Below are 11,790 nucleotides of genomic sequence, written 5' to 3' on the forward strand. Positions count from 1 at the left end.
GAGGCCGGGCGTCCACCCACGGGTGTAGAAGGCCTGGCAGAACCCTCCACCCTCGGCTCAACCCGTCGGCCGACGATCGGGCCCCGGGCCGGCTCCTACCGTCCACCACACACTTCTCGAGGGGAGACACGATGGATGACAGGACCGGGCGACGGTACGGCCGGCGGCTGACGGCGGTCGCGCTGGCCGCGGCCGGCGTCCTCTACGGCGTCGCGAACGCGTTCTACTGGGTGATGTTCCCGGACGACGTGTCCGAAACCGCCGGCAACGTGGCGGTGGCCGCCGGGAACCTCGGCGCGTGGCGGGTGGAGACCGTCCTGTTCGCCCTGGCGCACCTGCTGCTGCTGCCGGCGATGGCCGGCCTGACCGTGGCGCTCGGCCGACACAGGCCGCTGGTCGCCACGGTCGGCGGCAGCATCACCCTGCTCGGCCTCTACTTCTCCACCGTCCACCTCTGGCACTACAACGCCTTCTTCGGAGCCCTCGCCGCCGCCGACGTCGACGCCGAGGCCGTCCGACCGGTCGTCGACGCCCTCGACAACGACCCGTTCGTGATGGCGTCGTTCGCCATGTGGCTGCTGGGCTGGATGATCGGCCTCATGGTGCTGGCCTTCGGGGCCTGGCGGGCCGGCTTGGTGTCGCTGTGGGTGCCGCTCGTCCTCACCGGCGGGCAGGTCCTCGAATTGGTCAGCGAGGGGGTTCCGCTCAAGATCGTGGTGAGCGTGCTGATGGCGGTCGGGTTGTCCGGCCTGGCGCTCGGCGTCGGCCGGCAGCGCCCGGCCGACGCGGCGGGCCGGACGGAGGCACCGGTGGCCGCGCACTCCTGACCGGCCGGGGTGACGGGGCGGGGTCGCGGCGTCATCCGCGGCCCCGCCCCCGGGTTTCCCGGCCCGCCGTCGTCGGCCGCGCCAACGGCAGGATCCGGCTCCGCCTGCTGGTTTCTGGACGTCGTCCTGGCGGTGGGCCTGCTCGTCAGCTGCGCCGGAAGGCGTACCGGCGGGCCTGGGGTGCCTGCTGGCTCCGGCCCCCGGGGTTGCGGGCCCCGGCACCCCGCGCGGGCGGACCGGCCTTCGTCGGCGGCGTCGCGGGCAGCGCCGGGACCGACGCCGGGGCGACCGCGATCGCGTCCATCTCGATCGGCGTCAGGTCCGCGACGGTCGGCTTCGGCGTGACGGTGCGGGACTTCTTCGGGTTGCGCTTGGCGGGCATCCGGGCCTCCTCGGTCTGCGGACCGTCCCGTCGTCTGATCGGACGGGCCGCGGGTCGGTGACCGTCGCGCGACGGTCGGGCGGAATCGGGACTGCTCCCCGGGTGCGACCACGAAGGACACCGCCGCCTCGGCGGCAGGGTGGGAATGCGGACGCCCGGGAGCACGCGGACCCGCGGCAGCAGGGCGGCGGGCCGGCTCGGAGATGGGGCGTCAGTTGCGCATGCCCACACGCTAACCCCACGGCACGGCCCCGCGCATCCGAATTACCGGCACGAGCGGCATGCTCGCCCGGTGACGCACCGCGACGCGGAGGTGTCGGGCTGTCGCACATCCGCACCGCGCCCGCCTCCCGCCGCGATACGGTCGCAGCGGCGGCTGTGGACGACGGAAGGCGGCAGACGGATGGCCGAGGGGGCGGCGCGGATCGGCGTGACCGGGCTGGCGGTGATGGGCCGGAACCTGGCCCGGAACCTGGCCCGGAACGGCTTCACCGTGGCGCTGCACAACCGCTCGCCGGAGCGCACCCGCAGCCTCGTCGCGGAGCACGGCGACGAGGGGACCTTCCTGCCCGCCGAGTCGATGGCGGACTTCGTCGCCTCGCTGGAGCGGCCGAGGGCGGTGATCGTGATGGTCAAGGCGGGCGGGCCCACCGACGCCGTGATCGACGAACTGGTGCCACTGCTCGACCCCGGCGACATCGTCGTGGACTGCGGCAACGCGCACTTCGCCGACACCCGCCGGCGGGAGGAGGCGCTGCGGGCCCACGGGCTGCACTTCGTCGGCACCGGCGTCTCCGGCGGCGAGGAGGGTGCCCTGCGCGGCCCGAGCATCATGCCCGGCGGGTCGGCGGAGTCCTACCGCACGCTCGGCCCGATCTTCGAGAGGATCGCCGCGCAGGTGGACGGGGTGCCGTGCTGCCGGCACATCGGGCCGGACGGCGCCGGGCACTTCGTCAAGATGGTGCACAACGGCATCGAGTACGCCGACATGCAGCTCATCGCCGAGGCGTACGACCTGCTGCGGGCCGGGCTGGGCGCGGAGCCGGCGGAGATCGCGGAGATCTTCCGCGACTGGAACTCCGGCGAGCTGGAGTCCTTCCTCATCGAGATCACCGCGGACGTGCTGGCGCACACCGATTCCGCCACCGGGCGGGCGTTCGTGGACGTCGTGCTGGACCGCGCCGAGCAGAAGGGCACCGGCCGCTGGACGGTGCAGAGCGCCCTCGATCTGGGCATCCCCATCACCGGCATCGCCGAGGCGACGTTCGCCCGGTCGTTGTCCGGGCACGCCGACCAGCGGGCGGCGGCGCGCGGGGTGTTCCCGGACGCGGGCGGCACGTGGCAGGTCGGCGACCGGGACACCTTCGTCGAGGACGTCCGCCGCGCGCTGCTCGCCTCCAAGATCGTCGCGTACGCGCAGGGCTTCGACCACATCCGGGCCGGCTCCCGGGAGTACGACTGGGGCATCGACCTGGGCGGCACCGCGACGATCTGGCGGGGCGGCTGCATCATCCGCGCCCGCTTCCTCGACCACATCCGGCAGGCGTACGACGAGCAGCCGGAGCTGCCGACGCTGCTGGTCGCGCCGTGGTTCGCCGACACCGTCAACGACGGCGTGCCGAGCTGGCGGAGGGTGGTTGCCGAGGCGGCCCGGGCCGGGGTGCCGGCGCCGGCGTTCGCCTCGTCGCTGGCGTACTTCGACGCGCTGCGCGCCGAGCGACTCCCGGCGGCGCTGATCCAGGGGCTGCGGGACAACTTCGGCGCGCACACCTACCACCGCGTGGACCGCGACGGCACCTTCCACACCCTCTGGTCCGGCGACCGCTCCGAAATCCAGGCCTGACCCACCCCACCCCGGCGAGAAGGGGTGGCGGAGGTGGCCGGTCAGGCGATGGTGGCGTGCATCTCCCAGACCAGGATCTCGGCCGGCTCGGTGGCGGTGACCCGTCGCCCGCCCGTCATGGTGAGTCGGGCGGCGTCGCCGGTGCCGAGCAGGCCGGCGCCCTCCAGGGTGACCGCGCCGGTCGGCACGTAGAGATGGACGAAGGGCGCGTCCGGGAGATCGACCTCGTCGCCGGGGCGGAGCCGGGCGGCGTGCAGGGCGGCGAAGCGGTTCCGGATCCGGATCGCCGCGGCACCGTCGTGGCGGTCCATCCCGGAGGCGACGGGCACCAGGCCGCCGCGCAGCAGCTCGTCGTGGATCTCGAGCTGTTCGTAGCCGGGGTCGATGCCCTGCTCGTCCGGGAGCACCCACATCTGCACGAAGTGGACGGGATCGGTGTGCGGGTCGCGGCCGTCGAGCCGCCAGGAGTCGTTCTTCTCCGAGTGCAGGATGCCGGTGCCGGCGCTCATCCGCTGCGCCAGCCCCGGGTAGATCACGCCGGAGTGACCGGTGGAGTCCTGGTGCACCAGCGACCCGCGCAACACCCAGGTCACGATCTCCATGTCCTGGTGCGGGTGGGTCTCGAAGCCGGCGCCCGGCCGGACCACGTCGTCGTTGTTGACCAGCAGCAGACCGTGGTGGGTGTTGGCCGGGTCGTAGTGCCGGGAGAACGAGAACGAGTGCTTCGAGTCGAGCCAGGAGATCCGGGTGGCGAAGCGGTCGTCGGCCCGCCGGACGTCGACGGCCGGAGCGGGGGCGGTCACCGCGTCACCGGTCGGCGGCCCGACGTCGCCCCGGGATCGACCGGCGCGGCCGGTGGGTCGGCGGGAGGCGTCACCAGGCACGCTGCCCGGTCTCGGTCGGCGCCCAGGTGAGCGCCGGTTCACCCGTGGCCAGCTCGCCGATCTCGCCGGAGCGCGGCTGCGGCGCGTGGCCGAGCTCGTGGCAGTGCTGCTCGGCGATCTCGGCGCAGATCTCGGCCACCTGCGCGCAGATCGGGTCACCGAGGTCGGCGGCGTTCAGCGCCATGATCATCTTGTACCGGAGATCCCGCATCCCCACCCCCGAGGCTCGACGCGGTCCGGGGCACCCACCCCGTCCCCGATCCTAGGCACCCCCACCCCTCACCCACCCCGAAACCCCCGAACCCGCCCCCAGCCGGGCATCCGGTTCCGGTGGCCGCCTCCACGGCGAAGGCGAAGATCGCACCCAGGCGACGGCCCGGTAGGACGCTCTCGCGAGGCACCACAAGCGCATGGTCGCCAGGCGGGGTGGCGGCGGGGACGGGGCGGACGGGGAGGGGAGGTCAGCGTCGCGGGGAGCGACGCTGACCGGCCGGGTCAGAAGAAGCGGCGGCGCTTCGCCTTCCGCGGGCGGAGCATGTCGGCACCCTTGGTGAGCAGGCGGCTCACCCCGGACGGGCCGCGGCGGGCCTCCAGCGTGTGACTGAGCCGACGCGCGCCGGCCGCCGCCAGCGGCACCGCGACCGCCATCAACGCCCACTGGGCAATACGCTTCTGGATCATGTGGGTTCACCTCCGTCAGTGGCTGCTGACCGGAGAGGTACCCCGCGCGGCGGAGCGGTAAGCCTCAGGACGGCGGGGCGACCGGGTTGGGCAGCGCGCCGCCGAAGCGGCGGTCCCGCTGGGCGTACAGCTCGCAGGCGTACCAGAGGTGCCGGCGGTCGAAGTCGGGCCACAGCGTGTCGAGGAACACCAGTTCGGCGTACGCGGTCTGCCAGAGCAGGTAGTTGGAGATCCGCTGCTCGCCGGAGGGGCGGAGGAAGAGGTCCACCTCGGGGACCTCCGGGTGGTAGAGGTACTTCGCCACCGTCTTCTCGGTGACCTTCGCCGGGTCGAGCCTGCCCGCGGCCGCGTCCCGGGCGATCGCGGCGGCGGCGTCGGCGATCTCGGCCTGCCCGCCGTAGTTGACGCAGAACTGGAGGGTCAGGGTGGAGTTGCCCCGGGACATCTCCTCCGCCGTCTGCAGCTCGGAGATGACGCTCTTCCAGAGCCGGCCGGCCCGGCCGGACCAGACCACCCGCACCCCCAGGTCGACCAGCTGGTCGCGGCGGCGGCGGATGACGTCCCGGTTGAAGCCCATCAGGAACCGGACCTCGTCCGGCGAGCGCCGCCAGTTCTCCGTGGAGAAGGCGTACGCCGACAGGTAGGGAATGCCCAGCTCGATGGCGCCCTCGATGGTGTCGAACAGGGAGTGCTCCCCCGCCTCGTGGCCCTTGGTGCGAGGCAGCCCGCGCTCCTTGGCCCACCGGCCGTTGCCGTCCATCACCACGGCGACGTGCCGGGGCACCGCCTCGGCGGGCAACGCCGGCGGCCGGGCGCCCGAGGGGTGCGGTGTCGGCGGCACCGGCTCGCGCCGGCCGGCCCTCATCGATCGGATCACTCGGCTCTCTCCCTGCTCACGCCATCCGCTCCGGCCCCCACGCCCCGCGGCGGCGGGACCGGGCCGGCCGCCGGGGCACCCCGGTCGACCAGCGGCAGCGAGCGTAGCGCGCGCTCCAGGTGCCACTGCAGGTGCGCCGCGACGAGGCCGCTGCACTCCCGGCGTACGCCGGTCTCGGTGGCGTCGGCGACCCGCCAGTCGCCGCTGGTCAGCGCGGACATCAGGTCGATGGTGGCCGGGGCGGGATGGGCCGCGCCGGGGGGCCGGCAGTCCGGGCAGACCGCGCCCCCGGCCGGTACGGAGAACGCCCGGTGCCGCCCGGGCGTGCCGCAGACGGCGCAGGCGGTCAGCGCCGGCGCCCAGCCCGCGAGGGCCATCCCGCGCAGCAGGTACGCGTCGAGCACCAGGGTGGTGTCGTGGCTGCCCTCGGCGAGCGCCCGCAGCGCGCCGAGGGTGAGCTGGAACAGCCGCAGCGACGGCTCCCGCTCCACCGGGGTGAGCCGCTCGGCGGTCTCGGCGATCGCGCTGGCGGCCGTGTAGCGGGGATAGTCGCCGAGGAACCGCTTGCCGTAGAGGTCGATGCCCTCGACCTGGCTGACCGTGTGCAGCGAGCTGCCCTGGTTGCCCTTCGGGTCGCCGGCGAGCTGGAGGTCGACGTGCCCGAACGGCTCCAGCCGGGCGCCGAACTTGCTGGTGGTGCGGCGGATCCCGCGGGCCACGGCCCGCAGCCGGCCGTGCCGGCGGGTGAGCAGGGTGATGATCCGGTCGGACTCGCCGAGCTTCTGCACGCGCAGGACCACCGCGTCGTCGCGGTAGAGCTGTCGGCGGTACCCGGCCATCGGACCATTCTCCCTCGGGGTGCGAAATCAGGGTCGGCTCGGGGTGGACGCGCGAAGAACCCCCGATGCGCGGCGCGCGCCGTGCCTCGTAGCGTGCTCGCATGGCTCTCCACCGGACCGCCGCGGCGCTCGCCGCGGCCGCCACCCTGATCGTCGTCGCCGGGTGCGACAACCTGGCCTCCCGTCGGCTCGACTACGACAACACCGAAGCGGCCCGGATCACCGCCATCCGGGTGCTTCCGGGGTCCGGCGACGTGACCGTCCGCACCACCGGCACGGACGACGAGGTGCGGATCAAGCGGGTGGTGCGCTACCACGGCGGCCAGCCCGACACCACGTACGAGATCAACGGCACCGAACTGATGCTGGACACCGACTGCGGCAAGGACTGCAGCGTCTCCTACGACGTCACCGCCCCGGAGGGGGTGAGCGTGACGGGCGAGACCGGCTCCGGTGACGTCCACCTGACCAAGGTCGGCGCGGTGGAGATCCGGCTCGGTTCCGGCAACGTCCGGGTGACCGGCGCCGACGGCCCCGTCGTGGCGGAGACCGGCTCGGGTGACGTCAGGGTGACCGGCGCCGCCGGCGCGGTCACCGTCACGACCGGCTCCGGCAACATCGACGTGGACGGCGCCCCGGGCGCCGTGACCCTGCGCGCCGGCTCCGGCGACATCACCGGGCGCCGCCTCGGCGCCGGGGTGGACGCCGAGGCGGGCTCCGGCAACATCACCGTCGACCTGGCCGCGCCCGCCTCGGCGCGTACGCACACCTCCAGCGGCGACATCAAGCTCGTCGTACCCACGGCCCGCTACCAGATCCGTTCCGCGGCCGGCGGCGGCGAGACCCGGCTGGGCGTGACCCACGATCCGACCGCCTCGCTGGTGCTCGACATCTCCACCGGCGGCGGCGACCAGACGGTCACCCAGCGCTGATCTCGACGGTCTGCGGATCCCGGGCGGCGCGCGGCGACGGCACGCCGGCCCGCCCGGTGGCCGGACCGGACCGCGCGGCGGGGGCCGGGGCGGGCGGCGCCCCGGCGCCGGTCGGGGCGGGTGAACCGGCGCCGGTCGGGGCGGATGGCCCGGTGCGGGCCGGTGCGGGGCGGGAGCCGCCGGGAAACAGCTCCGGCGGCCGGTGGGCCGCCACGTCCTCCACCCAGCCGACCAGGGCGGTCACCACCGCGACCAGGGCGAAGACCAGGACCACCCGGACCGCCAGGCCGAGCGGATCCTGGTGCGACCAGCCCACCACGTCCACCAGCGGGGTGAGCACCGCCACGAACGGCATGTGCCACAGGTAGACGGTGAGCGCCCGCCGGTTGAACACGGTCACGACCCGACCGAACACGGCCCTGCGGTCCACCCATCGCGCGCCCGCCGGCGCCCGCCCGAGCAGGACGAGGATGAAGGCCGCCGACCAGAGGGCGTTGCCCAGGGGGTTGTCGTTCAGGTCGTACCCGCGGGGTCCGGGGTGGGTGACGATCCAGGCGGCCCCGGCGGCGGCGAGGGCCAGCGCGACGGGCACCAGCACCCGGGTGGCCAGGCGACGCAGCATGCCGGCCTGGTGGGCGAAGCCGAGCAGCCAGGCGCCGAAGTAGAGCCCGAAGTGGTGCAGCGCCCCCGGCAGCGCCGGCAGCAGGCCCAGCTCGGCCGCGGCGAGCATGGCGTACGGGGCGACCAGCGTGGGCACCGGGGCGCGCCGGAACAGCCAGAGGGCGACCGGGGAGGCGAGCACGAACCAGAGGTAGTCGCGCAGATACCAGATCACGCTCAGCGCGATCGCCCCCCAGCCGTTGGCCGGCGGATCGGCGACGGGGAAGAGCCAGAGCAGCACCTTCGGGCTCAGCGGCAGCCCGGTGAGCAGCATGGCGGGTACGAAGACCGCGGCGACCACCCAGAGTGACGGCAGCAGGCGACGCAGCCGGCGTACGACAGCCCCCGGCCCCCACCGTTGCAGCGAGGCGGCCATCAGCGAGCCGGCGAGCGCGAACATCACCGACATCGCCGGGAAGACGAGGGTCAGGGTGGCCCATCCGGTGACGTGGTAGACCACGACTCGAACGATGGCCAGGAAGCGGAGCAGGTCAAGGTATCGGTTTCGCATCAGCCTGCATCTATGTCCGGGGGCACGGGGGCTGGTCCTTCCCCTACCCTCCGGAGCGGCCCCGGCAAACCGCCAGCACCCCACGTGAACGTGACATCTTCCACCCGGCCGACCGACATCGATCATGCCCGGGTCGCCGGGCCGGGGCGCGCCCGGCCCGGCGACCGGTCAGAATCCCAGCTTGCGCAGCTGCTTCGGGTCCCGCTGCCAGTCCTTCGCCACCCGGACGTGCAGGTCGAGGTAGACCCGGGTGCCGAGCAGCTCCTCGATCTGCCGCCGCGCGGTCGTGCCGACCTCCTTGAGCCGGCTGGCCCGGTGGCCGATCACGATCGCCTTCTGGCTGGGCCGCTCGACGTACACGTCGGCGTAGATCTTCATGAGCTTGCCCTCGGGGACCATCTCCTCGACGACGACCGCGATGGAGTGCGGCAGCTCGTCACGGACGCCCTCCAGGGCCGCCTCCCGGATCAGCTCGGCGACCAGCACCTGCTCCGGGTCGTCGGTGAGCATGTCGTCCGGGTAGAGCTGCGGCGACTCGGGCAGGTAGCGGGTCATCACCTCGACGAGGGTGTCCACCTGGTGCCCGGAGACCGCGCTGACCGGCACCACCTCGGCGAACTCGCCCAGCTCGCTGACGGCGAGCAACTGCTCGGCCAGCCGCCTGCGGTCCACCAGGTCGGTCTTGGTGACCACCGCCAGCACCGTGGCCTTCAGCTCGGCCAGCTCGCCGGTGATGAACCGGTCGCCGCGCCCGATCGGCTCGTCCGCGGGGATGCAGAGGCCGATCACGTCGACCTCGCTCCAGGTCTGTCGGACCAGGTCGTTGAGGCGCTCGCCGAGCAGCGTGCGGGGGCGGTGCAGGCCCGGGGTGTCGACCAGCACGAGCTGGGAGTCCGGGCGGTGCAGGACGGCCCGGATGACGTGCCGGGTGGTCTGCGGCTTGTTCGAGGTGATGGCGATCTTCTGCCCGACGATCGCGTTGGTCAGCGTCGACTTCCCGGCGTTCGGGCGGCCGACGAAACAGGCGAAACCGGCCCGGTAGGGGCGCTGCTCCAGGTCGCTCACGCCGCGACCCCGCCCCGCTCGCCGGCCGCCGTCCGCCCGCTCACTCGACCACCGTGCCCAGGACGGTGCCGTCCGGCGCGGCCACGTGGATCGGCGCGTCGACCGCGAGGTCCCGCACCGCCGCGTGCCCGGCGCCGTCCAGCGTCGACGCCTCGGTCACCACCACGGCGGCCTCCAGCCGGCTCGCGCCGGCCGCCGCCGCCGAGGCCACCGCGAGCTGGAGCGCGGTGATCGTCAGCGAGGGCAGCGAGACGCTGGCCGCGGCGTACGTCCGCCCGTCCTGGTCGCGTACCGCCGCGCCCTCCACGGCGCCCACCCGGCCGCGCGCGCCCCGGGCCAGGACGACCAGCTTGCCGTCCTCGGCGCTCAGCTCGATCGGGTCGGACGGGGTGGGCCGGGCGGCCGGTACGGCGGGTGACTCAGGCATCGGCGGGTTGCCTCTCCTCGGATCGGTTCGTGTCGCCCCGGGGCTCGGCGTGCTCGCCGCGGCCCGGGCCGTCCTGCGTGTCGGTCGACTCCACCCGGCTCACCAGCACGGTGTCGATCCGGTTGCGTCGGCCGGTGGTGCCCTCGGCGACCAGCCGGAGCCCGGCGACCTCGACCTGCGCCCCCGGGATCGGGACGCGGCCCAGGGACTGGGCGAGCAGGCCGCCGACGGTCTCCACCTCGTCGGTGGGCAGCTCGGTGTCGAACAGCTCGCCCAGGTCCTCCACCGGGAGCCGCGCGGTGACCCGCACCGCCCCGTCGTCGAGGTGCTCGACCGGCGGGCGCTCGACATCGTACTCGTCGGTGATCTCGCCGACGATCTCCTCCAGGATGTCCTCGATGGTGACCAGCCCCCCGGTGCCGCCGTACTCGTCGACGACGATGACCAGGTGGTTGCGGGCGGCCTGCATCTCCGAGAGCAGGTCGTCGACCGGCTTGGACTCCGGCACGAAGGTGGCGGGGCGCATCAGCTCGGCGACCGGGAGCTGGCGGTCCTCCGGGGCGCCGCCCTGGGTGCGCCGGATCAGGTCCTTGAGGTAGAGCACGCCGAGCACGTCGTCGACGCTCTCGCCGATGACCGGGATCCGGGAGAACCCGGAGCGCAGGAAGAGCGCCAGCGCCTGGGAGAGCGTCTTGCGCTCCTCGATCCACACCATCTCGGTGCGCGGCACCATCACCTCGCGGGCGATCGTGTCGCCGAGCGCGAAGACGGAGTGGATCATCTGGCGCTCGCCGTGCTCCACGACGCCGCGCTGCTCGGCGAGGTCGACCAGCTCGCGCAGCTCCACCTGGGTGGCGAACGGCCCCTCCCGGAAGCCGCGCCCCGGGGTGACCGCGTTGCCGATCAGGATCAGCAGCGAGGCGAGCGGGTTCAGCGCCCGGCCCAGCCAGCGGACCAGGGGCGCGACGGACCGCCCGACCACGTACGCGTGCTGCCGGCCGAGGGTGCGCGGACCGACTCCGACCACCACGAAGCTGATCACGGTCATCGCGCCGGCGGTGACCAGTGCCGCGCGCCAGCCCGCGCCGAAGGTGTCCACCGCGACGAGCGCCACCAGCGTGGTGGCGGTCAGCTCGGCGAGCAGCCGCAGCAGCAGGAGCAGGTTGAGGTGGCGGACCACGTCCCCGGCGACGGCCTGGAGCGTGCGCGCGCCCCGTACGCCGTCGCGGGCCAGCTCGGCGGCGCGGGCGGGCGAGACCGCGGCGAGGGCCGCCTCGGTCATCGCGATCAGGCCGGCCAGCACCACCAGGCCGGCCGCGGAGACCAGCAGTTGCAGGTCGGGCAGGCCGGTGGCGCCGGCCGCCAGTGTCGGGGTGTCCATCACCGGGACCGGGTCGACCGCCAGCTCGCCAGCAGTCGGGCCTGGAGCGCGAACATCTCCCGCTCCTCCTCCGGCTCGGCGTGGTCGTAGCCGAGCAGGTGCAGCACGCCGTGCACGGTGAGCAGGTGCAGCTCGTCGGCGGCGGAGTGGCCGGCGGTGGCCGCCTGCTTGGCCGCCACCTCCGGGCAGAGCACGATGTCGCCGAGCAGCGCCGGCTCGCCGGCGGCGTTCGACTCGCCGGGCCCGTGGTCGACGCTGCCCTCGTCCATGGGGAAGGCGAGCACGTCGGTCGGGCCGTCGCCGCCCATCCAGCGGTGGTTCAGCTCGGTCATGTAGTCGATGTCGACCAGCAGCACGGACAGCTCGGCGAGGGGGTTGACCCCCATCTCGTCGAGGGCGTGCCGGGCGACGGCGAGCACGGCGTCGGTGTCGACGTCGACGCCGGACTCGTTGGCGATCTCGATGGACAACAGTCTTCCCT

Annotated in this window: 14 protein-coding genes; 3 read left to right on the top strand and 11 right to left on the bottom strand. The window is 74.0% G+C overall.

Annotation, left to right across the window (positions count from 1 at the left end):
* The first annotated feature begins 131 nt into the window (after window positions 1-131).
* Window positions 132-827, top strand: coding sequence for a hypothetical protein (locus ACZ6O2_RS20485; RefSeq protein ID WP_466023930.1), 696 nt, complete (start codon window positions 132-134; stop codon window positions 825-827).
* Between the two features lie 145 nt (window positions 828-972).
* On the opposite strand, the gene ACZ6O2_RS20490 is transcribed toward ACZ6O2_RS20485, so the two are convergent.
* Window positions 973-1,209 (bottom strand): hypothetical protein, encoded by a 237-nt coding sequence (locus tag ACZ6O2_RS20490; RefSeq protein ID WP_350710774.1) that lies wholly within the window; start codon window positions 1,207-1,209, stop codon window positions 973-975.
* A 403-nt stretch (window positions 1,210-1,612) separates the two neighbouring features.
* Here ACZ6O2_RS20490 and gndA point away from each other — a divergent pair, with 403 nt between their 5' ends.
* Window positions 1,613-3,052 carry an NADP-dependent phosphogluconate dehydrogenase gene (gene gndA, locus ACZ6O2_RS20495; RefSeq protein ID WP_466023931.1) on the top strand — a complete coding sequence of 480 codons (1,440 nt, stop codon included), beginning with the start codon at window positions 1,613-1,615 and terminating at the stop codon, window positions 3,050-3,052.
* Window positions 3,053-3,093: 41 nt separating this feature from the next.
* Here the strand turns inward: gndA and ACZ6O2_RS20500 are convergent, their stop codons facing one another.
* The 5 genes from ACZ6O2_RS20500 to recO all read right to left on the bottom strand — a co-directional run bounded on the left by ACZ6O2_RS20500 (window position 3,094) and on the right by recO (window position 6,333).
* On the bottom strand, window positions 3,094-3,855 hold the full coding sequence (locus tag ACZ6O2_RS20500; protein ID WP_350710778.1) for a pirin family protein: 762 nt from the start codon (window positions 3,853-3,855) through the stop codon (window positions 3,094-3,096).
* Between the two features lie 70 nt (window positions 3,856-3,925).
* Window positions 3,926-4,147: a thioredoxin reductase gene (locus ACZ6O2_RS20505; protein ID WP_350710780.1), complete on the bottom strand. Its 222-nt coding sequence runs from the start codon at window positions 4,145-4,147 to the stop codon at window positions 3,926-3,928.
* Between the two features lie 284 nt (window positions 4,148-4,431).
* Window positions 4,432-4,617, bottom strand: a complete 186-nt coding sequence (locus ACZ6O2_RS20510; RefSeq protein WP_350710782.1) for a hypothetical protein — start codon at window positions 4,615-4,617, stop codon at window positions 4,432-4,434.
* A gap of 64 nt (window positions 4,618-4,681) precedes the next feature.
* Entirely contained in the window at window positions 4,682-5,482 is an 801-nt protein-coding gene (locus ACZ6O2_RS20515) for an isoprenyl transferase (protein ID WP_466023964.1), read from the bottom strand.
* 8 nt (window positions 5,483-5,490) lie between these two features.
* Window positions 5,491-6,333 carry a DNA repair protein RecO gene (recO, locus tag ACZ6O2_RS20520; RefSeq protein ID WP_350710784.1) on the bottom strand — a complete coding sequence of 281 codons (843 nt, stop codon included), beginning with the start codon at window positions 6,331-6,333 and terminating at the stop codon, window positions 5,491-5,493.
* 101 nt (window positions 6,334-6,434) lie between these two features.
* On the opposite strand from recO, the gene ACZ6O2_RS20525 reads away from it, so the two are divergent.
* The gene (locus ACZ6O2_RS20525) at window positions 6,435-7,265 is read left to right on the top strand and encodes a DUF4097 family beta strand repeat-containing protein (protein WP_350710785.1); all 831 of its coding nucleotides are present in this window, start codon (window positions 6,435-6,437) and stop codon (window positions 7,263-7,265) included.
* On the opposite strand, the gene ACZ6O2_RS20530 is transcribed toward ACZ6O2_RS20525, so the two are convergent.
* The 5 genes from ACZ6O2_RS20530 to ybeY all read right to left on the bottom strand — a co-directional run bounded on the left by ACZ6O2_RS20530 (window position 7,252) and on the right by ybeY (window position 11,779).
* Window positions 7,252-8,436 carry an acyltransferase family protein gene (locus ACZ6O2_RS20530; protein ID WP_466023932.1) on the bottom strand — a complete coding sequence of 395 codons (1,185 nt, stop codon included), beginning with the start codon at window positions 8,434-8,436 and terminating at the stop codon, window positions 7,252-7,254. The two genes, ACZ6O2_RS20525 and ACZ6O2_RS20530, sit on opposite strands and share 14 nt — an antisense overlap.
* A gap of 168 nt (window positions 8,437-8,604) precedes the next feature.
* On the bottom strand, window positions 8,605-9,501 hold the full coding sequence (gene era, locus ACZ6O2_RS20535; protein WP_350710789.1) for a GTPase Era: 897 nt from the start codon (window positions 9,499-9,501) through the stop codon (window positions 8,605-8,607).
* Between the two features lie 40 nt (window positions 9,502-9,541).
* On the bottom strand, window positions 9,542-9,928 hold the full coding sequence (locus ACZ6O2_RS20540; protein WP_350710790.1) for a cytidine deaminase: 387 nt from the start codon (window positions 9,926-9,928) through the stop codon (window positions 9,542-9,544).
* The gene (locus ACZ6O2_RS20545) at window positions 9,921-11,333 is read right to left on the bottom strand and encodes a hemolysin family protein (protein ID WP_466023965.1); all 1,413 of its coding nucleotides are present in this window, start codon (window positions 11,331-11,333) and stop codon (window positions 9,921-9,923) included. Before ACZ6O2_RS20545 ends, ACZ6O2_RS20540 begins: the two co-directional genes overlap by 8 nt.
* Window positions 11,309-11,779, bottom strand: a complete 471-nt coding sequence (gene ybeY / locus ACZ6O2_RS20550; protein ID WP_350710794.1) for an rRNA maturation RNase YbeY — start codon at window positions 11,777-11,779, stop codon at window positions 11,309-11,311. Before ybeY ends, ACZ6O2_RS20545 begins: the two co-directional genes overlap by 25 nt.
* Between the last annotated feature and the right edge of the window lie 11 nt (window positions 11,780-11,790).

The organism is Micromonospora sp. NPDC048040 (assembly GCF_055587185.1).

What these genes read in the sequence shown, in the direction of transcription:
- ACZ6O2_RS20525 (WP_350710785.1), top strand. Translation starts at nt 6,435, where the DNA reads ATGGCTCTCCACCGGACCGCCGCGGCGCTCGCCGCGGCCGCCACCCTG.
- ACZ6O2_RS20510 (WP_350710782.1), bottom strand. Translation starts at nt 4,617, where the DNA reads ATGATCCAGAAGCGTATTGCCCAGTGGGCGTTGATGGCGGTCGCGGTG.
- recO (WP_350710784.1), bottom strand. Translation starts at nt 6,333, where the DNA reads ATGGCCGGGTACCGCCGACAGCTCTACCGCGACGACGCGGTGGTCCTG.
- ACZ6O2_RS20505 (WP_350710780.1), bottom strand. Translation starts at nt 4,147, where the DNA reads ATGCGGGATCTCCGGTACAAGATGATCATGGCGCTGAACGCCGCCGAC.
- ACZ6O2_RS20540 (WP_350710790.1), bottom strand. Translation starts at nt 9,928, where the DNA reads ATGCCTGAGTCACCCGCCGTACCGGCCGCCCGGCCCACCCCGTCCGAC.
- ACZ6O2_RS20490 (WP_350710774.1), bottom strand. Translation starts at nt 1,209, where the DNA reads ATGCCCGCCAAGCGCAACCCGAAGAAGTCCCGCACCGTCACGCCGAAG.
- ACZ6O2_RS20530 (WP_466023932.1), bottom strand. Translation starts at nt 8,436, where the DNA reads ATGCGAAACCGATACCTTGACCTGCTCCGCTTCCTGGCCATCGTTCGA.
- ACZ6O2_RS20515 (WP_466023964.1), bottom strand. Translation starts at nt 5,482, where the DNA reads ATGAGGGCCGGCCGGCGCGAGCCGGTGCCGCCGACACCGCACCCCTCG.
- gndA (WP_466023931.1), top strand. Translation starts at nt 1,613, where the DNA reads ATGGCCGAGGGGGCGGCGCGGATCGGCGTGACCGGGCTGGCGGTGATG.
- ACZ6O2_RS20485 (WP_466023930.1), top strand. Translation starts at nt 132, where the DNA reads ATGGATGACAGGACCGGGCGACGGTACGGCCGGCGGCTGACGGCGGTC.